This is a genomic window from Paraburkholderia diazotrophica (assembly GCF_038900755.1).
GTDB lineage: Bacteria > Pseudomonadota > Gammaproteobacteria > Burkholderiales > Burkholderiaceae > Paraburkholderia > Paraburkholderia diazotrophica_A.
Genome location: NZ_JBBPEN010000006.1, coordinates 366,799 through 390,729, shown reverse-complemented (window position 1 = coordinate 390,729; position 23,931 = coordinate 366,799). Strand labels below are relative to the sequence as shown.

Below are 23,931 nucleotides of genomic sequence, written 5' to 3'. Positions count from 1 at the left end.
TTACTGACTTTTTCAACAATCTGGCGTAGTAGCAAGTTTGAACTGGTCCACCTGCTCGTACAGACGTCGTGCCTCGTCACGCAGGGCATCCGTAGCCGCCGAGGTCTGCTCGACAATCGCGGCATTGCGTTGCGCAGAATCGTCAAGCTGCATGACTGCCCTTCTAACTTCGCTTACACCGCTTGTCTGTTCCGTGAAAGTGACGTCCAGCACCGCCATTGTCGAGCTCAGCGCCTTGATGCTTGCAGACATTTCGTACATCGCATGCCCAACGCGTGACGCGTGTCCATGTCCTGATTCAACGACATCACCGGATTGCTCCAGCAGCCGCTTGATTTCGCGGGCGGCGGTCGCGCTGCGCTGCGCCAGCGCGCGTACTTCCGCAGCTACGACAGCAAAACCCCGGCCCATTTCACCGGCCCGTGCTGCTTCTACGGCTGCATTCAGCGCGAGGATATTCGTTTGAAAAGCAATGCCGTCGATGACACTGGTAATATCAGAGACCTGCTTTGACGCATCGGCAATTTCGGCCATGGTCGCGACCATCTGCGCCACGACGTTCCCACCCTCTTCCGCAAGGCTCGATGCACGAGCCGCCAGGTTATTTGCCACACCCACTGCTTGCGCCGACTGCTGAATGGCATCGTTCAGTTGATCCATCGTGCCGGCGGTCCGCTGCAGTGCACTTGCAGTGCTTTCCGTTCGAGAGGCCACGCTCTGGTTTGCAGACGCGATTTCCGATGCCGCGCCTTTCACGTTCATGCTGCTCTCGTGTACCCGCACAAGAACCTCCTCGATCTTGCAGACGAAAGCATTGAATGCACGGCAGATTAACGTGACCTCGTCGCCAGCGCCCTCGGGCAATCGGCGCGAAAGGTCCGCTTCCGCGGATGCAATGGACTGCATCGCCTCCACGGCCGAACGCAAACGCCGAAACGGAACGCTCAGCAGCGACATCGTCGACATGAAGGCGCCGATGCTAACCGCAAGCGTCAATAAAATTGACGTCTTTGCCGTCGCGCGCATTCCAGCCGTGGCCTCCGCTGCATTGAGCGCCGTGACCAGTGTCCAGTCCGTCCCGGGTATTTTGCTAGCCTTCAAAAGTGCGGACTGTCCATCAATCGAAACGCTCTGCGGCTTATTGGCAGCCGACAATCTTGCGAGCCCTGCCGCGTCCAGTTGAGGCGCCATCACGGACGCCTCCTTCAAGATCAGTTGGGGATCGGGATGAGCGATGACCTTCCCGTCGGAACTGACAAGGAACGCGAAGCTGGATGGCGTCGGATGAATGCTGTTCGCAATGGCGATAACACTATCCAGGGGAATGTCGGCTCCCACGACGCCCAGTAGAGCGCCATCCTTCACTACGGGGGCGGCAAATGTTACGACGAGTCCACCTGTGTTTGCGTCCCGATATGGTTCTGTCAGGACAACACTGCCTGCTTGTATGGCCGATCGATACCAGGGCCTGACGGTCGGATCGTATCCCGCCTTGACGGGTGCATGCCCACGATTACGGACTACGTCCTTGTTCGGGAATCCAACGTATGCCGAAGAGAAACCGCCAGAGGCCATCAACTGCGTCACCGCGTCCTGCGCCGAATCGCCGAGTTGACCCGAACCTATCGCAGACGTCATGCTCTTGCGAGCTTTGATCCACTCACCGATGGAGCCGGCGTATCCGTTCGTGATGGTCTGAAGATCGCGAGCGATCGTCTCGTCGTTATAGGTCGAGCTCACCCAGTAATTGATCGCGCACACTGCGGTCAATGCAACTGAAATTGTGAGCAAGCAGATAAATGCTATTTTTACACGCAGGGTTTTCATTACGCCTCCTTTTTTGCCTTATCGATTTTTTACTGATTCAAGTGAGCCTTGATGGCCGCGCCGATAGGAGGAGTAACGTCTACTTATGCGCTTTCTTGATTTCTTTTTATCGGATTAATTTTCCAACAATCGATGACTTTTTCTCTAAATCTCCAGCATACCTTATCATTAGATTCCGCGAAGAATCCAAGATATAAAGATCTATAGCAGTGCCGGGGCATCGTGCGATACCTCGGCACTTCAACGGCACTTAGACCAACCCTGCCCTGACATCGGCTTCATACCGAGCCTGATTGTCCGTGCTCATGGGATAAAGGCCGCTGAGCGGCGCCCCTGATTTCACCTGCCTAAGAATCCATGATTCGCTTTGCTCCTGAGCTAGCGCGACGTCGAGCACGTCGTTCAACAACTGGGCGGGAATGACGACTGCGCCGTCGTCATCAGCAACGATGACATCGCCCGGGATAACGGCCACGCCTCCGCATCCGATCGTTTCTTGCCAGTCGACAAAGGCGAGTTGTGCGACGGCCGGTGGGGCAGCGACCGCGCTGCACCACACGGGTAATCCTGCATCCGCGATGCCGGTGCGATCGCGCAAAGCACCATCCGTCACCAGCCCTGCTACGCCTTTTTGATGCATGCGGGCGCAGAGGATATCCCCGAAAATTCCCGCATCAGCAACGCCCATCGTATCCGCGACGACTACGCACCCTTCCGGCATCGCTTCGACGGCCGCACGAGTTGATTTTGGCGACGACCAGGCCGCTGGCGTCGCAATGTCCTCCCGCGCAGGCACAAATCGCATCGTGAACGCTTCGCCCACGATCCGGCGTTGACCATCGAAAAGCGGCGCCGTTCGACGCAGCCAGACGTTTCGCAAGCCTTTCTTGAAGAGAATCGTCGTTAACGTTGCAGTCGTCACCTTCGACAACGTCTCAACAATGTCTTTGTCAATCATTGAAATTTCCCAATCGTAAACATGCAGCTTTGTTCAACAGACGCATCCCGGTGCAAATTGCTCGTTAGGCTAGATGCTGGCGATCAGACCACCGTCAACGCGTATGGTCGTGCCGGTGACATAAGACGCGCGCTCGCTGGCAAGAAAGGTGACCATATCCGCGTACTCATCCGGGCGCCCGTAACGCCCCGCTGGAATTGAAGCGGTACTTTCTGCCGCGATTGCGTCTACCGGCTTTCCTTCTTTCTTTGCTTTCTGATCGTCGAGGAAAGCGATGCGGGCCGTCGCGATGCGCCCAGGAACGATAATGTTGGCCGTCACGCCGTCCGCCGCAACCTCTCTAGCCAGCGATTTCGACCACCCGACCAGGGTCGAGCGCAACGCGTTGGAAACGGCCAGGTTCGGGATCGGCGCAATTACGCCCGACGATGCGCTCGTGATGATGCGTCCCCAGCGTTTCGCGCGCATGCCTGGCAAAACACGATCGGTGATCGCTATGGGTGCCTGAACCATCTTCTCGAAGTGCTCCCGCCAAACTGCCGCACCAAGCCCATGCGCCGCCGAAGGAGGCGGTCCACCGGTGTTGTTGACGAGGATATCGACGGTCCCCAGGCGCGACTCGATAGACGCGATTTTTTCATCTACCGTGTCTAGATCGGCCAGGTCCCAAACGATCGAATGACAATCCAACTGCAATTCCACCAGACGCTCTCTCACCGCATCGAGCGCTTGGCTATCGCGGTCAGCGATGACAACCGATGTCCCCTCGCGCGCCAACGCAAAGGCGATCGCCGAACCTAGTCCACCCGCGCCGCCTAGGACGAGAGCGGTCTTTCCAAAAATTCCAAGATCCATTCGTGACCTCATGTGTGTGCCGAAAGCCGGTGTCCAAGCACAAAACTAGCCGCGCTCGCACAGACCTTAGGGGCATGGTAGAGTCCGGAGTAATCATTCCACAAGCGACTTTTTAGCTACCGAAACCGGAATTTATTTCCAACTGGCGCGCCGACCGTGGTCACACTCAAGCAACTGGAAGGTTTTTATTGGGCAGCGGAATTGGGCGGGCTCGAGCAAGCGGCTGCTCGCCTCAACACGACTCAGTCCGCGATTTCGAAACGCCTGCAGGAACTGGAATCGCTGCTGGGCGTGGCCCTGTTCGATCGCACTCGCCGCAAGGCGATGATCACCCCACAGGGCGAGCGGCTGCTCGTCATGGCAAGGGAAATACTGGAGGTGCGCGACCGCATTATGGGCATGAGTGCAGTGATGGCGCCCACACTGAGGGTATTGCGACTCGGTGTGACCGAACTAACGGCAATGACCTGGCTCCCAGCTCTGGTGCACCGTATTCGCGGCAGCTATCCCGAGATTGCGCTTGAGCCGACTGTAGATTCAAGCGCCCATCTCATGGAGAAACTCGCTCAGGAGGAACTCGATATGATTGTCGTGCCGGACACCTATCGGGACACACAGTTCGAGTTGATGGCGCTTGATTCGGTCGAGTACGCCTGGATGTGCAGCCCCGGGTATCTCGATAGCGCTGACGAATTGCCTCTGCGCGACCTGTGCCGACATACGATCATCGTTCAGCTGCACGCCTCCGGTCTTGGCGATATGATCGAACGATGGCTGCAGGACAACCGGGTCAAGATCGAAAACACGTTGTCGAGCAGCAGCCTCACGGCCATTGCTTCTCTCACCTTGGGTGGGCTGGGGATCAGTTACCTGCCCAAGCGGATTTTCGATAACCTGATCTCCGCTGGGCAGTTGCGACTGTTACGGAGTACGCCGCCACTTCCTCGAGCACCCTACGTGATGATGTACAAAAAGGCTCGCGCCGATGACTTCTTGCGGTATGTCTCTTCGCTGGCATCTGATGTCTGTGATTTTACTCGGACTGCACCGGCTTATTTTTCCCCGCGGTAAGGGTTGTATGGCGTGTGATCGTTCACTCACGACTCACTGTTGACGGCGCAGACGTCAAGCCCTCGCGCCGCGAGCGCCGGCCTTTGCAGCGACGATGTTTGGACCGGCAGCGCGCCAGAGGAAGCGGCTCACTCGCGCGTAGAGCTCGGACGCGCACAAAAAAAGGCCATTCCGGTCGCAGATTCACCAGGCCGTTCCGGGATCGCCCAGAAATTCCGCTCTTGCGACCTCGATAACCCGAACCGGGGCGTTCGCAAACGCGTCTGCCGGCGTCTGCCCGTCCAGCAATGGATGAGGCGAATAGAGCCAGAAAGCACGGCGCCAGCCTCCGCGATCGTCGTCGTTCGCTGGCAGGGCGGCGAGAAGTCTAGCGACGTCCTTCCGGAGGGCGCCCAAGCGATTGAACTGGAAGTCCGGATAGATGAACCGATGCTGCGGCGCAGACCAGACACCAAGCAGAGCGCCTGTCGCTCGCGCATGGATCGCGTATGCAGTACCCTCCTGCTCGGCCAAAATGCCCGCCAATTCGGCGATATGATTAGCGTCGGGCCACCCTTTTTCAAGCAACTCGTCACGGAACCCGACGGCCACCGTCGTGGTTATCTTATGCTCTAGATTGTCTGTCATGGAGCGACTCCGGCGGATATTGGTTTCCAGATCTAAACGAGGCGACCGAGGCCTCGGCGGCGCATGATAGAAGTATCGGCCCTGCTTCCGCACCATCTCGGCTAATCTTCGCGCGCACGCCAGTCTCCCACTCATGACAATGGTAGACGACCATGTAGGTCCAACAAACCGCCCTTCCCTAGCCGTTCCGTTCCCCCCGTAGATATGCACTTCGCGCGGTTCCTCGTTGAACGGGATCATGACAGGCGGCACATCAAGTAACCCGGGATACATCGTACCGCCATCCCGGCTGTGGAAAATTAGGTTGCCCCACATCTTTCCGACCCTTTCCGCGACGACGTTAAAATCGCCTTGACCGATACCCGCAAACAAGAGCAGGCTTCATCTCGCCCGGCGCGGCGAGTTCCTCAGGAGGAGTTCACTTAGATGGTTCATAGTGCAACTCCGACTACATTAACTGGAACGATCGCAACGTCATCGCCTGACCTCTAACAGTTGACGTATAGAGGATGCCGTTAGGGCATGAACAGACACGCTCACTTTATGGTGAAGGTTCGATCGAACCACTCCCGCCACTGCCGGCAGTGGTGCAAAGGCCGCAAGTCGCGTTGACGCTCAAACGAGCATACGAACCCGTCGCGGAAATCTTCAAGCCTGGCTCATGACACGGTCACCAGGCCATCACACCACGGTCTCACACTCGCAACTGCTGAGCCCAGTTCATGCCTTCATCTTCCGCGAGAAATTTCAGCCCCCATACTACGTCTCTTCGTGAACAGCAATCGACCAGTTCCTGCAGGATGTCCAGCCGAATGTTCCTCAGGCTCCCAATGAGGGCTCGCACGTCTTCTATCAAGACGAGGTCCAGCGAGACACTCACGTATTCGAGAATTGCGCGTTCCGGAACCGAAACAAGCACTTGTGGATGGCGCCATGCAAGCGGCTTCAATCCGTAGCCTTCGTCCATCCGGGCATCGAAAAGAGCGTGGGAATAGTAGGAACAGGCAAGTCTCTCCACGGCCCACGAAGGAATGCTGCAATATCCGCGACCCCACAAATCAACCCGGTCGCGAAAGCGCAGATGATGTATCATCCGGTGCCACTCCAGTGCTGTCCTTCCTCCCACATGGAGATTCGAAGTATAGGCCTGCAAGTATGCAATCGTTCCATCAATTGCTGGCTGATCTCCACGTAGCAGATAGGCATCCTCAGATAGTTGCCGCAACCATCCTTGTTTTACGAGTTCCCCAACCTGCCGCGTGTCAATTTCAAGCTCCGCGAAGTAGCGTAACCCCAGTGGCTGTGACCGCGGCGCGAAGTCCATCAGGAACTGCACTATTTCTGTCGCGTTCAACGTCTAGCTCCCCTATTGGTTACCCACGACGGCTCGCAATGCACTGAATGGTGCCTGGCCAACTTCTGGCTGCCCGCTTTTTTACGCCCGCCCACCAGCTCAAAACCGTCACTCCATCGGAGCTCGCAGTAAATTCGGATGCTTTGCCGATACCATATCCATGCTCGCAATTCGTCTTGGACTGGATGATGTATCGAATCGCCGTGTCTATGCAGAAACCCCAGCGGCACGCCTACCCGTGCGAATGCTGCAACGGCCGTTCAGAAAATTACGCATCGCAATGTCTCACAGACAGACCCTCGCGTAGAGACGCCAGCGCGTCTCTGCGCCCGGCTTACGTGCAAGCTGCGCGTCATGCGGTGCAGGCCGTCTCTGCGTCAGCATGTGCCCAAACAAGCACCTTGCTGTACGCTTCACGAGGATCAGGTTGCTGAGGCTCGCATGCTCGGAGACGACCATGCACATCTGCATAGGCGAGAAAATTCGAACCACGATCGGCGCACAGGTACGACCACAGGCTCGAAACAGGAATGATCGTTTCCCAGTCAATCGCCAGCAAGCGAGGCTTTGTTGCGCCGTATCCATCGAGGACCGAAACGAGGATCGACGGGTCCGCGACGATAAACGAATAACCGTCGGGATCATCGGGTCTCGTCCCTGCAGCGCGTATCAGGAACGTTGTCGCGCTATGGTTGATGCCAGCGAGGCGCCAACGAGTGAAGGGATCATGCCTGGTCCGGAACGGCGTCTCCCACTGGGATTTTGTGAGCAGCATGTCTTCAAGAAAATCAACGGACTTAAGTCACCGGCCTTACTGTCGTGAGCGCGATCGGCTGCGTAATACAGCACTCCGGGCCAGCCAAAGCATGGTTTGCTCGGGCTTGGATGTTACATATTGCACATTATCAATTGTAGCGTAGTCGTGTGCATCCTACGACAGTTACGTCTTCAAATTCACCTATATGACGACTGATGTCGCTTCGGCTTGGCCTCGCGCGCGGACTGAGAGCAGCACGCAAAATGCGCGGCGTTTCTCAGGACGGTCTTGGCGTCTCCAGCAGGACCTATCTAAGCGCGCTCGAGCTTGGAAAGCAGACGCCTACGCTAGACAAGCTCGACGAAATCGCACGAGCGATAGGCGTTCATCCTCTCAGTGTTCTCTACTACGCATACGCAGTCGGCCTGACGCCACAGGAAGTTCGTGAGCTGGGGCAAATAGTTCGCTCTGAGGTCAGCGGGCTTGAAAAATACGATCTCGCGCGAGACTAGCGTTCCTCGTTGTTCTGAGCCGTGGACGTTTCCGCTTCGCGTTTTCCGGCGGGTGTCGAATGGGCCATCGATCCCGAAAAATTCCATGTGCTGGCGCCGCCGGCATCATTGTTGCGCCTCTGAACAGGCACTTCTGCGCAAATAATTTTGTGTGGAAAGATTGGTGTGTTCGGAAGCACACGTTGCCTTGTGTGCTTCTTGCCCCGACCCAACTTACCTTCGAAAAAGTTCCGCACACTGGCGCTCCCTTCAATTGGGCACCTCTCTTTGCCCGGCTTCGCGCCATGTCCGGCAGCCGACTCCTTTGCCGAGCGGACTCTGAAGCTGAGCGACCAGTCCCCCACCGGCCCACTTAGGTACCGACTTTAGCGATTACGGGGCAGCCGGAAGCCGGTAGCGACCGTTGGAAGTCTAGCTAGCCGCTTCTATCGCGCCTCGATCTGTTGTGCGGTGCACACCGAACTTGCCCATTCCCGCAGACTTTCTTGTTTCTGAAAGACGCTTTCTGCGAGCCCGCAGACTTCAGTGTGCGCCGATACCCGGCAGTATCGCTGCAGATGCTTGACTATCGCAAATATATCCTTAGACATATCTTAAATATTAAACAGTCAGTAAAACGCCCTCTCTTTCGTCGACGCGGTCGGCTAGTAAACACGTGCCATTTTGCTACCCGAAGTGCGCAATGTATCTTTCAGGAAGAATACGGACTTATATGCTTCCTGAACTTCGTCTTCGGTCTGAAAACTTGGCTCAAGAAAGGAAGTATCGGCACTTAATTGCTTCCCGAGATAACGATTTATGGTTCCCGGACCATCGCCCGCGCGCTTCGCGACGGCCGTGTCGGCGTACTCGTGGTGCTCGGGGCTTTCGGGCCTCTTCGCCGCGACGTACATCGACCGCTTTGACCGGCGGCGTCTGCTGCTCGCGATCTATGCGCTGTTCGCGTTGTCGAACCTCGGCTGCGCGCTCGCGCCGAACTATCCGCTGCTGCTCGCGGCGCGCGCGTTCGCGGGCATCACGGGCGGCGTGCTGGGCTCGGTCGTGATGGCGATCGTCGGCGATGTGATTCCCGTCTCGCGCCGGGGCGCCGCGACGGGCACGATCATGACGGCGTTCTCGCTCGCGGCAATCGCGGGCGTGCCCGCCGGCGTAATGCTCGGCGCGCATTTCGGGTGGGCCGCGCCGTTCGTGCTGCTGGTCGCGCTGTCGTGCGCGATCTGGCTCGGCGGTCTGCGCATCGTGCCGTCGCTGACCGCGCATTTGCAGCAGCAGCGCACGCCGCTCGCGCAGGCGCTGCCCGATCTGTGGCGTCTCTTCGCGAACGCGCGTCACCTCGATGCGTTCGCGCTGACGTTCGTCGTGATGATCTCGCACATGCTGGTGATCCCGTTCATCGCGCCGACGCTCGTCGCGAATCACGGCGTCGCGCCCGCGAATCTGTCGTGGCTGTACATGGCGGGCGGCGCGGCGACGTTCTTCACGTCGCGCCGCGTCGGGCAACTCGCGGATCGCTACGGGAAAAAGCAGGTGTTCCGCATTGCCGCGCTGCTGTCGGTGCTGCCCGTGCTGTTCGTCACGCATCTGCCCGATGTGCCGTTCTACGCGATGGTGCTGTTCTTCCCGTTCTTCATGGTCGCGATGTCGTCGCGGATGGTGCCGATGCAGGCACTGCTCACGACCGTGCCCGCGCCGCAGACGCGCGGCGCTTTCCTGAGCGCGAACAGCGCCGTGCAGGCGATGGGCACGGGCTGCGGCGCGTGGTTCGGCGGCCTGTTGCTGTCGACGGACGCGCAAGGACATATCGCCGGTTACGGCACGGTGGGCTGGCTCGCGACAGCGGGCGCCGTGTTCGCATGCGCGTGGATCGGACGTGTGAAGAGCGCGAGGGACGAGAAGAATGCAGCGGGCGTCGAGGCCGCAGCGCCCGCCGCGGGGGCGGAGGTGGCTGGCGAGGCGTGAGCCCCGCGCCCCTCTCACCTCTGACAGTTACGCCGCGCTGCCCAGCAAATCCTCGATCATCACGGGCAGCTTGCGCACTCTGACACCCGTCGCGTGATGCACGGCGTCCGTGATGGCGGCCGCAATGCCCGCAAGCCCGATCTCCGCGATCCCGCGCGCGCCGAGTTCGTTGAACACGGGATCGGGATGATCGAGAAACGTCACGTCCATCTCGGGCGAGTCCGCATGCGACGCAACGATGTAATCGGCGAGATTGCTGTTGATGGGCGCGCCGTTTTGCGTGTCGTACATCGTGTGCTCGAAAAGCGCCATGCCGACGCCCATCACGACGGCCCCTTCGATCTGATTGCGCCCGGCGCGCGGGTTCAAAATGCGCCCCGCGTCGATCACCGTGACGACGCGGCTCACGCGCAGCCGCGCGATTTCCGGCTGCCACGTCACCTCGGCGAAATGCGCGCCGTACGAATAGATCGAGTAGTCCTTCTTCAGCGGATCGTCGAAGCCGCCTTTCGCGCTACCGCGCCCGGTTGCCGAATGCATTCTTGCTGCTTCCAGGATTTGCGCGAACGGCACGCCCTTTTCCGCTGCGTCCGTCTTGCGATGCACGCGCCCCGCGCTGAACGCGAGCGCGTCCGCCTTTTCGCCGTGAAACGGCGAATCGCCGACTGCCACGGCGCGCGCCAGCACCATGTCGGTGGCCGCGCGTGCGGCCTGCAAGACCGCGGGAATCACGGAAGCCGTCGCCGCCGAACCACCCGACACCGGCCCGAGCGGCAGCATCGTATCGCCGAGCCCGACTTCGATCTTGTCGAGCGGAACGCCCGTATGGCCGGCGACCAGTTGCGCAAGAATCGTGTACGTGCCCGTGCCGATGTCCTGCGTGCCGCACACGACGCGCGCCGTGCCATCGGCGCGCAGATCGACGGTCGCCTCGGCCGAAAAGCGCAGGCCCGGCCAGCCGCATCCGCCGACGCCCCAGCCGAGCGTCAGCCCGTCGCGCGTCATCGAACCGACTGCGGGCGTGCGCTTCGCCCAACCGAATTTCTCGGCGCCCGTCTTCAGACACTCGACGTAATGCCGCGACGAAAACGGCAGCCCCGTCGATTCGTCGACCTTCGGCTCGTTCATCAAACGAAACTCGACGGGATCGATGTCGAGCTTGCGCGCCAGCTCGTTCATCGCCGATTCGAGCGCGTACAGTCCGGGCACGGCACCCGGCCCGCGCATCGACGTCGGCGAACCGACGTTGCGCCGCGCGAGCCCCGAGCTCACGCGCAGATTCGGCACGCTGTACAGGAACGGCGTGATCTCGCCGCAACTTTCCTGGTAGTCGTCGGCGATCGCGGTGTGGTTCAGGTAGTCGTGGCGAATCGACGTGAGCTTGCCCGTCTTGTCGGCGGAAAGACGCATGCGCTGTTGCGTCGTCGGGCGATGGCCGACGTTCTGGAACATCATCTTGCGGCTCACGACGAGCTTCACCGGCTGCCCCGTATGGCGCGACGCGGCCGCGGCGAGCAGCGTATGCGGCCACACCCACAGCTTGCCGCCGAAGCCCGAGCCGAGATAGCGCGAAATCACGCGCACTTTTTCCTTCGGCAGCCCGAGCATCTGCGTCAGTGTGCCCTGATGATTGGCGACGGCCTGCGTGGTCTCGTAGAACGTGTAGTTGTCGCCGTCCCAGTGCGCGATGCTCGCATGCAGCTCGATCGGATTGTGCGTTTCAACGGGCGTCACATAGGTTTCATCGAGCTTCACGTCGCTTCGCTCGTATGCGGCGGCGGCATCGCCGCGCTCGCTGTCGGCGTGCATTTCGCCGCTCGCCGCCAGTTCGTCGCTGACGTCATACGCCGACTTTTCGTAGCCGACCTTCACGGCCGCCGCCGCTGCGCTCGCTGCCTCGAACGTATCGGCGACGACAGCGGCCACATATTGACCGTAATAGCGGACCACGTCGTCGTCGAACGGCGGCCGCGCTTCGTCGACGAAGCCGTTGTCGATCGAATTGCCCGCAATGCGGTAGAAGCGGCCGATGTTGCCGCGATGCAGGATCATGCGCACGCCGGGCATCGCCTGCGCGGCGGCAAATTCGAGCGACGTCACGCGGCCGCTCGCAATCGTCGCGCATACGGGCACCGCGTACAGCATGTCGGGCAAGTCGATATCGGAGGTGTACTGCGCGCGTCCGCTCACTTTCAGCGGACCGTCGATGCGCGACTGCGGCTGCCCGAGCACGGACAACAAGGATTCGGACACAGTGGACATGGAAAAAGGTCCTCGAAGATGGATCAGACGGACTGCGTAACTTGCGTGAGCGCATGAATCAGGCAGCGCCGTGCAAGCTCGATCTTGAAGCCGTTCTGGCTCTGCGGCTTCGCATCGGCGAGTGCAGCATCGGCGGCGCGCGCGAAGTTCGCCGCATCCGGAACGGCGCCCGCAAGCTCTGCCTCCGCCTCGGTCGCGTGCCACGGCTTCGTGCCGACGCCGCCCAGCGCGACATGCGCGCGCGTGATGCGCCCGTCCGTCACGTTGACGACAACGGCCGCCGACGCCAGCGCAAACTCATACGACGCGCGATCACGCAGCTTCAGATACAGCGAGCGGCTGCCCGGAATGGGCGGCAGCGTGACATGCGTCACGAGATCGCCCGGTTCGAGGACGGTCTCGCGCTCGGGCGTATCGCCGGGCAGCAGATAGAAGTCGTCGATGGGAATGCTGCGCGCGCCTTTTGCGCCTTCGACTTCGATCGTCGCGCCGAGCGCCGTCAACGCAACGTTCATATCGGACGGATTGGTGGCGATGCACGCGTCGCTCGTGCCGAATATCGCCATCGTCCGGTTGAAGCCGGTGATCGCGGAGCAGCCGGAGCCGGGCACGCGCTTGTTGCACGGCATCGCGGTATCGCGGAAATAGACGCAGCGCGTGCGTTGCAGCAGATTGCCGCCCGTCGTCGCCATATTGCGCAGTTGCGCCGATGCGCCCGCCAGCAGCGCCTGCGACAGCACCGCGTAAGGCTCGTGAACGAGCGGATGCATCGCGAGATCGGCGTTGCGCACCATCGCGCCGATCCTGATGCCGCCGTCGTCCGTGGTCTGGACGCGATCGAGCGGCAGCCGGCTGATGTCGACCACGCGTGCCGGCCGCTCGACATCGAGTTTCATCAGATCGAGCAGCGTCGTGCCGCCCGCGAGAAAGCGCACGTGCGCGCCCTGCTGCGCCGTCTGCGAAGCGGCGCCCGCCGCGACGGCGTCGCGCACGTCGTTCGCGCGCGAGAGCTGAAAGAGTTCCATCGCCGCCTCCTCAGCGCTTGCCGCGCACGGTCTGAATGGCCGTCACAATGTTCTGATACGCGCCGCAGCGGCACAGGTTGCCGCTCATTGCTTCGCGCACGTCGGCGTCGTCGGGGCCGATGGCTTCGTCGAGCAGCGCAACGGCCGACATGATCTGGCCTGACGTGCAATACCCGCACTGATAGCCGTCGCATTCGACGAACGCGGCCTGCATCGGATGCAACGCGTCGGGCTCGCCGATGCCTTCGATCGTCGTGATCGCATCCTCGGCGTGCGTCGCGGCGAGCGACAGGCACGCATTCACGCGGCGGCCGTTCACGTGGACGGTGCACGCGCCGCATTGGCCGTGATCGCAGCCTTTCTTCGTGCCCGTCAGATGCAGATGCTCGCGCAACGCATCGAGCAGCGTCGTGCGCGGATCGAGCGACAGCGCGTACTGCGTGCCGTTCACGTTGAGTTCGACGGGAATCGCGACGGGTGAAACAGGCTGGCCTGGCTGCGCGTCGGCTTTCTGGCCAGCGTCCTGGCCGGCTTCCTGCTGAGTGACTTCGGGTCGGGCGAGAGTGTGGGGCATCGGGGCATCTCCATGTGGCAACCGGAAAGGAGCGAGCGGAAGGAAGCTGTCGAATGCCTGATGGCGCAGGTCACGATCCTCGACGGTAGCGCGGAACCGTGAAGCACCGATGGACAAGCGAAAAGTATAGGCGTCGATCCGCAAACTCGCCGGTGGCCGATGCGGAACGCTGCGCTCCGGGGGGCGAGCGTCAACCGGAAAGAGCAAGCAAGCTCGATGCCTGACAGGCGGCAAACGCCTGCCACTGCCACTGCCATCCGGCATCCGGCATCCGGCATCCGGCATCCGGCATCCGGCATCCGGCATCTGGCATCTGGCATCCGGCATCCGGCATCTGGCATCTGGCATCTGGCATCTGGCATCTGGCATCTGGCATCTGGCATCTGGCATCTGGCATCTGGCATCTGGCATCTGGCATCTGGCATCTGGCATCTTCATAGAATAGTCGAGACCGATGAGGGACTCGCCCATGCCACGGAAGACGTGTCGCTGTCGGCGTCGTACCCGTTCACGAAGCACTGCGCGGCGCGCGTCACGTGGAACCGCGTCGTGACGCGCCATAGCCGCGATACCGATGCGCTGCTGGGCGGCGTCGGCTATCGGTTTCGAGCTTCTGGGCGTGGGACAGCGGATATGCCGCGAAGCTCACGCCTGTTGCGCGCCGAGGTCCGCGAGCGGATGTGCTTCCGTGCGCCACGGCGACGCAAGGAAATGCCGCACGCGTTCGGGCCGCACTTCGGCGAGCGTCGCGGGCGCCCAGCGCGGCTTGCGGTCCTTGTCGACGAGATGCGCGCGCACACCCTCGCGGAAGTCGCCCTCTTCGATCGCGCGCGTGACGATGCCAAGTTCCATCCTGAAGCATTCGGCGAGCGTCATCTGACGGCCGCGCAGCAGCGCGTCGCGCGTGACGTACAGCATGGTCGGCGAATGCGACGTCATCGCGTCATACGCCGCCTGTAACCATTGACGCACCTCGCGCTGGCCCATTTGCGGCGAATGCTCGCGCTCCAGATCGTGCCGCAGCGTCGCGACGATGCGCTCGACGCCCGAGCGCCGGTCGAAGTGGCGCAGGATCAGTTGCGCAAAGGCGGCGAGCCCCGCGTGCGGCACGATGTTGCACGGCGGCTCGAATACGGTACGCAGCGCTCGCAGCAACTCGTCGGCGCTCGCGTCGGCCGTCGCGATCCGCAACAGGCGCTCCTCGAACGTATCGAGCCAGTCGGACGGCACGCATAGATCGGCGAGACCGACATGCAGCGCGTCCGCGCCCGTCAGTGTCGCACCTGTCAGCCCGATGTACAGCTCGACCTCGGCGGGCATCACGCTCAGAAAGCACGTCGCGCCGACGTCGGGAAGAAAGCCGATACGCGTCTCCGGCATCGCCATCTTCGTGCGCTCGGTGACGACGCGCAGCCGCGCCGCCTGGCCGAGCCCCATGCCGCCGCCCATCGTGATGCCGTCGAGCAGCGCGACGACGGGCTTCGGAAACTGATGCAGCGCGTAATCGAGCCGGTATTCGTCAATGAAGAATTGCTGCCAGCCGCTCTCGTTGCGCTCGCGCATCGCATACAGCGCGCGCACGTCGCCGCCCGCGCAGAAACCCTTTGCGCCCGCGCCGCGCAGCACGACGGCGACGATCTCGCTATCGATGCGGCAGCGCTCGATCAGCACCGCCAGTTCGCGCACCATCTCGTGCGACAGTGCGTTCAGCGCGGCGGGCCGGTTCAGCGTGACGATCGCGACGCGATTGACGACGCGAAACAGCACGTCCGGTTCGGCGGCCGGTCCTGCGGCCGGTCCTTGCTCGAGAACGGCGCTCATCGCTGCGACTCCTGCGTTCGCTTCACTTGCGCCGACTGCCATTGCGGCGCGCGCTTTTCGAGGAACGCATTGACGCCCTCGCGCTGATCCACGCCATCGAACAGATCGACGAAACGCTCGCGCTCGACGGCCAGCGCCGCCGCGCGGGGCACGCCGTTGCGCGCCTGCTGGATCAGTTCCTTGCTGAACGTGACGGCCTGCGGACTCAGGCCCGCGACGCGCGCGGCCATCTTCAACGCGAACTCGCGCGCCGCGCCCTTCTCGACGACTTCTTCGACGAGCCCGATGCGCAACGCCGTCGCCGCATCGACGCGCTCGCCCGTCAGCACGATGCGCTTCGCCCAGCCTTCGCCGACGAGCCACGGCAGCGTCTGCGTGCCGCAGCCGCACGGCAGCAGCCCGACGGCCGTTTCGGGCAGCGCCATCACCGCATGCTGTTCGGCGATGCGTATATCGCACGCGAGCGCGCATTCGAGCCCGCCGCCCATCGCATAGCCGTTGATCGCCGCGATCACGACGGGCCGCGCGTTCTGCACTGCTTCGAACGCCGCGCCGAAACGCGCGGCTGCGATGCGCGCGACTGCCTTGTTACCGTCGGCGAACGTGTTGAGATCGGCGCCCGCGCTGAAGAACTTCGGGCCATCGCCGGTGATGACGACGGCGCGCACCTGCGCTTCGCCGTTCAGGCGCTCGATGGTTTGCTGCAACTGCAACAGGCCTTCGGGCGTGAACGCGTTGGCGGGCGGGCGCTTCAACGTCAGCAGCGCGACGCTGCCTTCATGCGCGTAGTCGAGTTCGATCATCTCGCGTCTCCCTCGTTGCGATACAGCTTGATGACTGCGGAAAAGTCGAGCTTGCCCGCGCCCTTCGTGCTCATCGTCTGATAGAGCTGCTGCGCGAGCGCGCCCATATACACGGGTTGGCGCGCGAGCTTCGCGGCATCGGTGGCGAGGCCGAGGTCCTTGAGCATCAGGTCGGTGCCGAAGCCGCCCGTGTAGCCGCGCGTCGACGGCGCCGTTTCGATTACGCCCGGGAACGGGTTGTACGTGTCCGAACTCCAGCAGCGGCCCGTCGACGTGTTGATGATGCCGCCGAGCACCTTCGGATCGATGCCGAGCGCTTCGCCCAGCGCCATCGCTTCGGAGACGCCCGCCATCGTGATGCCGAGCACGAGGTTGTTGCAGATCTTCGCGACCTGGCCCGTCGACGTGTCGCCGCAATGGACAATGTTCTTGCCCATCGATGCGAGGACGGGTTTCACCTGCTCGTAGACTTGCGCGCTGCCGCCGACCATGAACGTCAACGTGCCTGCTGCTGCGCCGCCTGTGCCGCCCGAAACGGGAGCATCGACGAACGTGTTGCCGTTTTCTTTCGCCAGTTCAGCGAAGGCTTTCACGCTGGCCGGGTCGATCGTGCTCGAATCGATGATCGTTACGTTCTTCGCGATGCCCGCGAGGATGCCTTCTTCGCCTGTCAGCACGGTTTTGACGTGGACTGCTGCGGGGAGCATTGTGATGATGAGTTCGGCATCCGTTGCTGCGGCTCTCGGTGTTTTTGCGGCTCGCGCGCCAGCGTCAGTGAGTGATTGCACTGCGTGTGCGTTCAGATCAAACACAGTCAATGCGTGGCCCGCCTTTAGCAGGTTCAGCGCCATCGGCGCGCCCATGTTGCCCAAGCCTATGAAGGCGATTTTCATATCAGTGTGTCCTTGTCTCTGATGTCTGCGACGCGCGCTTTGTTTGTGGTTCGCTTTGCCTTTCGCTGGCATCCGCGTTAGCGCCTCGCGGCGCAGGCGTTGCCCCTGTGCGGGGCGGCACCTACTTTTCTTTGCCGCCGCAAAGAAAAGTAGGCAAAAGAAAGCGGGCTAACACCGCCAGTGCTATTTATTACCCACGGGCTCTCAACGTCCCCATACTTCACACGGCAACGTCCTTGACCCGCGTTCGTTGCCATCGCACCGGTCAATGCCTCACCCACTTCACTCTCGTGCACCAAGTCAGGCGGCTTCGAATATCTCGCCGTCCTATCGCTCAGCGAATAAGCGCTTCTGCGTCGCAAACCGGATCGAAACTATCAGTGCCGATCTATCGGAGGCTAATCGTCGTATTCACGCCGTCATTGACGGTCGCGTCATCGAACCATCGCGCTGTCACCGTCTTTGTCTGCGTGTAGAACTGTACGACCTGCTTGCCGTATGGTCCGAGATCGCCCAGCTTCGAGCCGCGCGAGCCCGTGAAGCTGAAGAACGGCACGGGCACCGGAATCGGAATGTTGATGCCCACCTGCCCAATGTCGATCTCGCTCTGGAACTTGCGCGCCGCCGCTCCGCTCTGCGTGAACAGGCCAACGCCATTGCCCATTGGATTGCGGTTCACAAGCGCAATCGCATCGTCGAGCGTCGGCACCGTCATCACGCACAGCACCGGCCCGAAGATTTCCGTCTTGTAGATTTCCATCTCCGTCGTGACATCGCCGAAGATCGTCGGGCCGACGAAGTTGCCGTCCTCATAACCGGACACCTTCACGTTGCGGCCGTCGAGCATCAGCTTCGCGCCTTCCTTCACGCCCGCGTCGATCAACCCGAGAATGCGCTGCTTCGCCGCGCGTGACACGACAGGTCCGACGTCCGTCTTCGGCTCGTGACCCGCATTCACTTTCAGCGTCTTCGCCTTCTCGACGAGTTCGGGCAGCCAGTCCTTCGAAGAACCCACCAGCACCACCACCGACGTCGCCATGCAACGCTGTCCCGCCGCGCCGAAGCCCGCGCCCGCGAGCGCATTCAGCGTCTGCTCGCGATTCGCGTCGGGTAGTACGACAGCGTGGTTTTTCGCGCCCATCATCGACTGCACGCGCTTGCCGTGCTGGCTGCCGAGGTTGTAGACATGCGTGCCCACGGCCGTCGACCCGACGAACGAAATCGCCTTCACCAGCTCATGCGTGCACAGCGCATCGACGACTTCCTTGCCGCCATGCACGACGTTGAGCACACCCTTCGGCACGCCCGCTTCGATCGCAAGCTCGACGAGCTGCATCGTCGACAGCGGGTCCTGCTCGGACGGCTTCAGCACGAACGTGTTGCCGCAGACGATCGCCATCGGGAACATCCACAGCGGAATCATCGCGGGGAAGTTGAACGGCGTGATGCCCGCGCATACGCCGATCGGCTGGCGCAGCGTGTACGTGTCAACGCTGCCCGCGACGTTCTCCGCGAACTCGCCCTGCTGCAGCGTGCCGATCGAGCACGCATGCTCGACCACTTCGAGCCCGCGGAAGATGTCGCCCTCGGCATCGGGCAACGTCTTGCCCTGCTCGGCCGTCAGCGTCTTCGCGATGCGCGGCATGTGCTCGCGGATCAGCGCCTGGTACTTCAACATGATGCGCATCCGCGCGCCGATCGGCGTGTTCTTCCACGTCGCGAACGCGGCGTGCGCAGAGCGGATCGCGGCATCCACTTCGTCCTTCTTCGCGAACGGCACGCGCGCGAGCACCTGTTGCGTCGCCGGGTTCACGATGTCGCGCCACTCGGTCGTGTTCGATTCGACGAACTCGCCGTCGATCAGCAGCTTCACGGTGTCGACCTTCTGGCCTGCGACAGTCGTTGGAATTGCGCTCATGCTGAATGTCTCCTGAAAATGAATATCGGTGGCGCGGCTTCAGTTGCCGCTCAGTTACGGTTCAGTTGCCGTTACCGTTGCGCAACTCGGGGAAATCTTCTTCCCAGTACTCGCCGGGCAGCCGCGCGGGCTCCGCCGTGCGCTCCAGCTCGCGGCGTCTCAGTTCGACGCGGCGAATCTTGCCGGAGATCGTCTTCGGCAGATCGCTGAATTGCAGGCGGCGAATGCGCTTGTACGGCGCGAGTTTTTCGCGCGAGAAACGGAACACGTCGCGCGCCAGCTCGGGCCCCGCCTCGTAGCCCTGACGCACGGTGACGAACGCCTTCGGCACGGAAAGACGCAATGCGTCGTTGCTCGGCACGACGGCCGCTTCGGCAATCGCCTCGTGTTCGATCAGCACGCTTTCGAGCTCGAACGGGCTCAGGCGGTAATCGGACGACTTGAACACGTCATCCGCGCGGCCCACGTACACGAGATAACCATCGTCACGCCGCATCGCGACGTCCGACGTGTGGTAGTAGCCGTTGCGCATCGCGTGCTCGGTCGCCTTCGCGTTGTTCGCGTAGCCTGTCATCAGGCCGAGCGGACGCTCGGCCTGGCTTCCACCGAGAGGCAGCGCGATTTCGCCCTCCGTCACAGGATGATCGTCGGCATCGACGAGCTCGACGCGATAGCCGGGCAACGGCCGCCCCATCGATCCCGGCACCACAGGCTGTCCTGGCGGATTGCCGATCTGGCAAGTGGTTTCCGTCTGCCCGTAGCCGTCGCGGATCGTGATGTTCCAGGCGTGGCGCACGCGCTCGATGATCTCAGGATTCAACGGCTCGCCCGCGCCGACGATCTCGCGCAGCTTCACCTGATACGACGCGAGCGGCTCCTGCACGAGCATGCGCCATACGGTGGGCGGCGCGCACAGCGTCGTGACGTTGCAGCGCACGAGCACGCCGAGCGTTTCCTTCGGCACGAAGCGCGCGAAGTTGTAGACGAACACGCACGCCTGCGCATTCCACGGCGCGAAGAAGCAGCTCCACGCATGCTTCGCCCAGCCCGGCGAACTGATGTTCCAGTGGATGTCGCCCGGTTGCAGGCCGATCCAGTACATCGTCGACAGGTGGCCGACGGGATAGCTCTGATGCGTGTGCTCGACGAGCTTCGGCTTCGACGTCGTGCCCGACGTGAAGTACAGCAGCATCGGGTCTGCCGCGCGCGAAACGCCGTCGGGCGTGAAGGAAGGCGATGCGTCGTACGCGCCGGCGATATCCGTCCAGCCTTCGCGCGGCGCGCCGACCGAGATGCGCGTGAGCTTCGCGTCGAGGCCATCGAACTTGCTTGTCTCCGCGCTTTCGACCACGACGAAATTCGCGCCGCCGATCTGCACGCGATCGCGCACGTCGTCGGGAGACAGTTGCGTGGTGGCGGGCAGCACGATCGCGCCGAGCTTCATCGACGCGAGCATCACGTCCCACAACTCCGCGCGGTTCGGCAACATCAGCAGCAGACGGTCGCCGCGCGTGACGCCCAGGCCGCGCAGGAAATTCGCCATCCGCGACGAGCGCTCCGACATCTGCGCATACGAAAGTTTGAGGCCCTCCTGCGCCGGATCGTCGACGATCCACAGCGCCGGATTGTCGTTGCCCTTGGCGACGACGTCGAAATAATCGAGCGCCCAGTTGAACTCTTCGAGTTCCGGCCATCGGAATTCGTTGTACGCGCGCGGATAGTCCGTGCGGTGGCGCAACAAGAAGTCGCGCGCGTCGAAAAAGCCTTGGGCTGCCGTCATGCTCGTCTCCTGTCGACGGGAGTTTGCGCTTTAGCGCGTACTCCGGTCCCATGCAAAGCTAGTTGTCGGCGCGGATGCGCTCTATGGGCGGTTTATTCTGCGCTCAAACGTGCCGCGCGATAACCATTCTTTGTACTTCGCTCGTGCCTTCGTAGATCTGCGTGATGCGGGCGTCCCGATAATGCCGCTCGACGGCGTAGTCTTCGAGATAGCCGTAGCCGCCGTGAATCTGGATCGCCTTCGAGCAAACCTCTTCCGCCACTTCCGATGCGTACAGCTTTGCCTGCGACGCCTCCGACAGACACGGCCGGCCCGCGCTGCGCAGCCGCGCCGCGTGATGCACGAGCAGGCGCGCGGCGTTCAGGCGCGTGGCCATGTCGGCGAGCATGTTGGCGATGGTCTGATGCTCCTTCAGCGCCTTGCCGAACTGGACGCGCTCGTTCGCATACGCGCGCGCGGCATCGAAGGCCGCGCGCGCAATGCCGATCGCCTGCGCCGCGATGCCGATGCGCCCGCCCTCCAGATTCGACAGCGCGATGCGCAGCCCCTCGCCCGGCACGCCGAGCAAATTCGCTTCGGACACGGCGCAATCGTCGAGCGAGATCGGGCACGTGTCGGACGCGCGAATGCCAAGCTTGCTCTCCGGACGGCCGACGTTGAAGCCCGGCGTATCCGTTGGCACGATGAAGGCCGAGATGCCGCGCTTGCCCGCATCGGGATCGGTGACCGCGAACACGATCGCGATGCCTGCGCGCGAGCCGTTCGTCACGAACTGCTTGCTGCCGTTGAGCACCCATTGGCCCATCCCTTGGTCTTCACGCAGCACGGCGCGCGTGCGGAGGTTGTTCGCTTCGCTGCCCGCGTGCGGCTCGGTCAGGCAGAACGCGCCGATGCGCTTGCCCGTCGCGAGATCGGCGAGATAGCGGTCTTTCTGCGCGTCGGTGCCGAAGTTGAGGATCGGGCCGCAGCCGACCGAGTTGTGCACGCTCATCAGCGTCGCGCAGGCCGCGCAGCCGGCGGCGATCTCTTCGAGCGCGAGCGCGTAGGCGATGTAGTCGGTATAGGAGCCGCCCCATTCGGGCGGCACGATCATGCCGAGAAAGCCGAGCTCGCCCATCTGCGCGACGACGTCGGCGGGCAACTGGCCTTCGCGGTCCCATTGCGCCGCGTTGGGCGCGAGGCGCTCAACTGAAAAGTCGCGCGCTGCGTCGCGGATCATCCGTTGTTCGTCGGTGTAGAACTCGTCCATGTGTGCCGCCTTGCGTCTCCGTGTCCTTCTCTGTGTCCTTTCTTGCGCCTGCTTCATGGCACTTGCGTGGCACTTGCGGTGCAGTCGTCGGGACCCAGTGTAGGCGTGGCTCGAGCGCGATTCGATGCCGCGTCCGATCAATCTGCGTGAGCGCATTTGCCATATCGGGACATCGGCTGCGCCCCTGATGCGGCAAAATGACGGTGCCGGCGGCCGCCCCGTGTAGTCGAAGTGAGCGGATTTGCCAGATGTGCTACCGCAGCGGCCACGAACAGCACGCCGCCCACACTACGCGAGGACCATGACGGGATGAAAGCAGAAAGAGGCACGATCTCCGTGAGCCTCGTCGAAGAGACGCTGGCGCTCGCTCGCGCGCGCGGACTCGATGTGCTGCCGATCGTCGAGGTGGCGGGCATTGCGCCGCAGATGCTCGCGAGCGCGAAAAGCCGCGTGACGCCGGCGCAGTATGGCGCGCTGTGGGCCAACATTGCCCGCGCGCTGGACGACGAGTTCTTCGGCCAGGACACGTACGCGATGAAAAGCGGCAGCTTCATCGCGATGACGCAAACCGCGCTGACGGCCCGCAACGGCGGCCAGGCGCTCACGCGGGCCGTCGGCTTCATGCGGCTGGTGCTCGACGACCTGTCCGCGCAGATCAGCCGGCACGACGACCGCGTGCGCCTCGCGTTCGTCCACCGCGACGGCGCGCCGCAGCCCGCCATGTTTGCATATGCAACGTACTTCATCCTCGTCTACGGCCTCGTGTGCTGGCTGGTCGGGCGGCGCATCCCGCTGATCGAAGCGCGCTTTCGCTGCGCGGAGCCGCCCGCCGCGCACGAGTACCGTCTGATGTTCTGCGACGACCTCGCGTTCGGACAGGGCGAGTCGTATGTCGATCTCGCGCCGGACTTCCTGGAACTGCCCGTCGTGCAGACGGCGAAGTCGGTCAAGCCGTTCCTGCGCGACGCGCCCGCGAACTTCATCATCAAGTACCGCAATCCCGGCTCGCTCGCGGCGCGCGTACGCAAAACGCTGCGCGCGCTGCCGATGTCCGCGTGGCCGGGCTCGGGCGAAATGGCGCAGCGCCTGAATGTCGCCGAGGCGACGATGCGGCGGCATCTGAATCACGAAGGCTATACGTATCAGTCGATCAAGGACGACTTGCGGCGCGACATCGCGATTGCGGCGTTGCAGCGCGGCGGGCAGCCGATCGCCGAGATCGCCGCGACGCTCGGCTTTGCGGAGCCGAGCGCGTTTCATCGCGCGTTTCGCAAGTGGACGGGCATGCGGCCCGCCGATTACCGCGCGGCGAACGCGCTCGCGCAAGCCGCGAACGCGGGTATGTCCCGTCGGGCGGAACGTGCGGAATCCGACTAAGCTTAAGACAGGCCAGCCCTTTCAGGCTGGGGCGCCGCACGACATAGGTCGCGGCGCGCCGGCCGCCGACAATGAGAACGTACCGGCTTCTCCCGTCCCGGCAAGCGGGTTCATGGCGCGCGCCGATCCGCGCGCGCCTCGCGCAACGCACGGCGTGCGGCGCCTCGATGGCGGCCGGCGCATGCCCGGCGTTGGCTTGCGGCCCGCGCGTCGCATCGCGTTCTGCCTGTTCCGCTGGCCGGCGCCGCATTACAGACCGCATTACAGACCGCATTGCACACCGCGTTACAGACGTTGCACATTGCATCG

At 62.5% G+C, this 23,931-nt stretch carries 19 protein-coding genes; 4 read left to right on the top strand and 15 right to left on the bottom strand.

Features of this window, described 5'->3' with window-relative positions; all coding sequences use genetic code 11:
• Window positions 1-12: 12 nt before the first annotated feature.
• From AABE10_RS21320 to AABE10_RS21310, 3 genes are all read right to left on the bottom strand, one after another.
• On the bottom strand, window positions 13-1,827 hold the full coding sequence (locus AABE10_RS21320; protein ID WP_342935224.1) for a methyl-accepting chemotaxis protein: 1,815 nt from the start codon (window positions 1,825-1,827) through the stop codon (window positions 13-15).
• A 250-nt stretch (window positions 1,828-2,077) separates the two neighbouring features.
• The gene (locus AABE10_RS21315) at window positions 2,078-2,785 is read right to left on the bottom strand and encodes a ribonuclease activity regulator RraA (protein ID WP_342935223.1); all 708 of its coding nucleotides are present in this window, start codon (window positions 2,783-2,785) and stop codon (window positions 2,078-2,080) included.
• A gap of 69 nt (window positions 2,786-2,854) precedes the next feature.
• Complete coding sequence (locus tag AABE10_RS21310) at window positions 2,855-3,640, bottom strand: SDR family oxidoreductase (protein WP_342935222.1); 786 nt, start codon at window positions 3,638-3,640, stop codon at window positions 2,855-2,857.
• A 156-nt stretch (window positions 3,641-3,796) separates the two neighbouring features.
• On the opposite strand from AABE10_RS21310, the gene AABE10_RS21305 reads away from it, so the two are divergent.
• The gene (locus AABE10_RS21305; RefSeq protein ID WP_342935221.1) at window positions 3,797-4,711 is read left to right on the top strand and encodes a LysR family transcriptional regulator; all 915 of its coding nucleotides are present in this window, start codon (window positions 3,797-3,799) and stop codon (window positions 4,709-4,711) included.
• Between the two features lie 183 nt (window positions 4,712-4,894).
• Here AABE10_RS21305 and AABE10_RS21300 read toward each other — a convergent pair whose 3' ends face one another.
• The 3 genes from AABE10_RS21300 to AABE10_RS21290 all read right to left on the bottom strand — a co-directional run bounded on the left by AABE10_RS21300 (window position 4,895) and on the right by AABE10_RS21290 (window position 7,467).
• Window positions 4,895-5,338, bottom strand: coding sequence for a hypothetical protein (locus AABE10_RS21300; RefSeq protein WP_342935220.1), 444 nt, complete (start codon window positions 5,336-5,338; stop codon window positions 4,895-4,897).
• A 694-nt stretch (window positions 5,339-6,032) separates the two neighbouring features.
• A complete protein-coding gene (locus AABE10_RS21295; protein WP_342935219.1) occupies window positions 6,033-6,692 on the bottom strand; it encodes a type IV toxin-antitoxin system AbiEi family antitoxin domain-containing protein in 660 nt (219 codons plus the stop codon).
• Window positions 6,693-7,044: 352 nt separating this feature from the next.
• Window positions 7,045-7,467 carry a hypothetical protein gene (locus AABE10_RS21290; RefSeq protein ID WP_342935218.1) on the bottom strand — a complete coding sequence of 141 codons (423 nt, stop codon included), beginning with the start codon at window positions 7,465-7,467 and terminating at the stop codon, window positions 7,045-7,047.
• 197 nt (window positions 7,468-7,664) lie between these two features.
• On the opposite strand from AABE10_RS21290, the gene AABE10_RS21285 reads away from it, so the two are divergent.
• Window positions 7,665-7,961 carry a helix-turn-helix transcriptional regulator gene (locus AABE10_RS21285; protein WP_342935217.1) on the top strand — a complete coding sequence of 99 codons (297 nt, stop codon included), beginning with the start codon at window positions 7,665-7,667 and terminating at the stop codon, window positions 7,959-7,961.
• Window positions 7,962-8,759: 798 nt separating this feature from the next.
• Window positions 8,760-9,920 carry an MFS transporter gene (locus tag AABE10_RS21280; RefSeq protein ID WP_342935216.1) on the top strand — a complete coding sequence of 387 codons (1,161 nt, stop codon included), beginning with the start codon at window positions 8,760-8,762 and terminating at the stop codon, window positions 9,918-9,920.
• A gap of 27 nt (window positions 9,921-9,947) precedes the next feature.
• Here the strand turns inward: AABE10_RS21280 and AABE10_RS21275 are convergent, their stop codons facing one another.
• From AABE10_RS21275 to AABE10_RS21235, 9 genes are all read right to left on the bottom strand, one after another.
• Window positions 9,948-12,182 (bottom strand): xanthine dehydrogenase family protein molybdopterin-binding subunit, encoded by a 2,235-nt coding sequence (locus tag AABE10_RS21275; protein ID WP_342935215.1) that lies wholly within the window; start codon window positions 12,180-12,182, stop codon window positions 9,948-9,950.
• A gap of 23 nt (window positions 12,183-12,205) precedes the next feature.
• On the bottom strand, window positions 12,206-13,207 hold the full coding sequence (locus tag AABE10_RS21270) for a xanthine dehydrogenase family protein subunit M (protein ID WP_342935214.1): 1,002 nt from the start codon (window positions 13,205-13,207) through the stop codon (window positions 12,206-12,208).
• 10 nt (window positions 13,208-13,217) lie between these two features.
• A complete protein-coding gene (locus AABE10_RS21265) occupies window positions 13,218-13,781 on the bottom strand; it encodes a (2Fe-2S)-binding protein (RefSeq protein ID WP_342935213.1) in 564 nt (187 codons plus the stop codon).
• 645 nt (window positions 13,782-14,426) lie between these two features.
• Complete coding sequence (locus AABE10_RS21260; protein ID WP_342935212.1) at window positions 14,427-15,602, bottom strand: enoyl-CoA hydratase/isomerase family protein; 1,176 nt, start codon at window positions 15,600-15,602, stop codon at window positions 14,427-14,429.
• A complete protein-coding gene (locus AABE10_RS21255) occupies window positions 15,599-16,405 on the bottom strand; it encodes an enoyl-CoA hydratase (RefSeq protein ID WP_342935211.1) in 807 nt (268 codons plus the stop codon). The genes AABE10_RS21260 and AABE10_RS21255 overlap by 4 nt, the downstream gene beginning before the upstream one ends.
• On the bottom strand, window positions 16,402-17,298 hold the full coding sequence (gene mmsB / locus AABE10_RS21250) for a 3-hydroxyisobutyrate dehydrogenase (RefSeq protein ID WP_342935210.1): 897 nt from the start codon (window positions 17,296-17,298) through the stop codon (window positions 16,402-16,404). Before mmsB ends, AABE10_RS21255 begins: the two co-directional genes overlap by 4 nt.
• Before the next feature lie 388 nt (window positions 17,299-17,686).
• Window positions 17,687-19,216 carry a CoA-acylating methylmalonate-semialdehyde dehydrogenase gene (locus tag AABE10_RS21245; protein ID WP_342935209.1) on the bottom strand — a complete coding sequence of 510 codons (1,530 nt, stop codon included), beginning with the start codon at window positions 19,214-19,216 and terminating at the stop codon, window positions 17,687-17,689.
• A gap of 61 nt (window positions 19,217-19,277) precedes the next feature.
• Entirely contained in the window at window positions 19,278-20,996 is a 1,719-nt protein-coding gene (locus tag AABE10_RS21240; protein ID WP_342935208.1) for an AMP-binding protein, read from the bottom strand.
• 103 nt (window positions 20,997-21,099) lie between these two features.
• Entirely contained in the window at window positions 21,100-22,245 is a 1,146-nt protein-coding gene (locus AABE10_RS21235) for an acyl-CoA dehydrogenase family protein (RefSeq protein WP_342935207.1), read from the bottom strand.
• Between the two features lie 309 nt (window positions 22,246-22,554).
• Between AABE10_RS21235 and AABE10_RS21230 the strand changes: the two genes are divergently transcribed.
• Window positions 22,555-23,622 (top strand): AraC family transcriptional regulator, encoded by a 1,068-nt coding sequence (locus tag AABE10_RS21230; protein ID WP_342935206.1) that lies wholly within the window; start codon window positions 22,555-22,557, stop codon window positions 23,620-23,622.
• Window positions 23,623-23,931: the final 309 nt, after the last annotated feature.

Coding starts and splice junctions, on each gene's coding strand:
- AABE10_RS21320 (WP_342935224.1), bottom strand. CDS start 1,827: ATGAAAACCCTGCGTGTAAAAATAGCATTTATCTGCTTGCTCACAATT.
- AABE10_RS21315 (WP_342935223.1), bottom strand. CDS start 2,785: ATGATTGACAAAGACATTGTTGAGACGTTGTCGAAGGTGACGACTGCA.
- AABE10_RS21310 (WP_342935222.1), bottom strand. CDS start 3,640: ATGGATCTTGGAATTTTTGGAAAGACCGCTCTCGTCCTAGGCGGCGCG.
- AABE10_RS21300 (WP_342935220.1), bottom strand. CDS start 5,338: ATGACAGACAATCTAGAGCATAAGATAACCACGACGGTGGCCGTCGGG.
- AABE10_RS21290 (WP_342935218.1), bottom strand. CDS start 7,467: ATGCTGCTCACAAAATCCCAGTGGGAGACGCCGTTCCGGACCAGGCAT.
- AABE10_RS21285 (WP_342935217.1), top strand. CDS start 7,665: ATGTCGCTTCGGCTTGGCCTCGCGCGCGGACTGAGAGCAGCACGCAAA.
- AABE10_RS21280 (WP_342935216.1), top strand. CDS start 8,760: ATGGTTCCCGGACCATCGCCCGCGCGCTTCGCGACGGCCGTGTCGGCG.
- AABE10_RS21275 (WP_342935215.1), bottom strand. CDS start 12,182: ATGTCCACTGTGTCCGAATCCTTGTTGTCCGTGCTCGGGCAGCCGCAG.
- AABE10_RS21270 (WP_342935214.1), bottom strand. CDS start 13,207: ATGGAACTCTTTCAGCTCTCGCGCGCGAACGACGTGCGCGACGCCGTC.
- AABE10_RS21265 (WP_342935213.1), bottom strand. CDS start 13,781: ATGCCCCACACTCTCGCCCGACCCGAAGTCACTCAGCAGGAAGCCGGC.
- AABE10_RS21260 (WP_342935212.1), bottom strand. CDS start 15,602: ATGAGCGCCGTTCTCGAGCAAGGACCGGCCGCAGGACCGGCCGCCGAA.
- AABE10_RS21255 (WP_342935211.1), bottom strand. CDS start 16,405: ATGATCGAACTCGACTACGCGCATGAAGGCAGCGTCGCGCTGCTGACG.
- mmsB (WP_342935210.1), bottom strand. CDS start 17,298: ATGAAAATCGCCTTCATAGGCTTGGGCAACATGGGCGCGCCGATGGCG.
- AABE10_RS21245 (WP_342935209.1), bottom strand. CDS start 19,216: ATGAGCGCAATTCCAACGACTGTCGCAGGCCAGAAGGTCGACACCGTG.
- AABE10_RS21240 (WP_342935208.1), bottom strand. CDS start 20,996: ATGACGGCAGCCCAAGGCTTTTTCGACGCGCGCGACTTCTTGTTGCGC.
- AABE10_RS21235 (WP_342935207.1), bottom strand. CDS start 22,245: ATGGACGAGTTCTACACCGACGAACAACGGATGATCCGCGACGCAGCG.
- AABE10_RS21230 (WP_342935206.1), top strand. CDS start 22,555: ATGAAAGCAGAAAGAGGCACGATCTCCGTGAGCCTCGTCGAAGAGACG.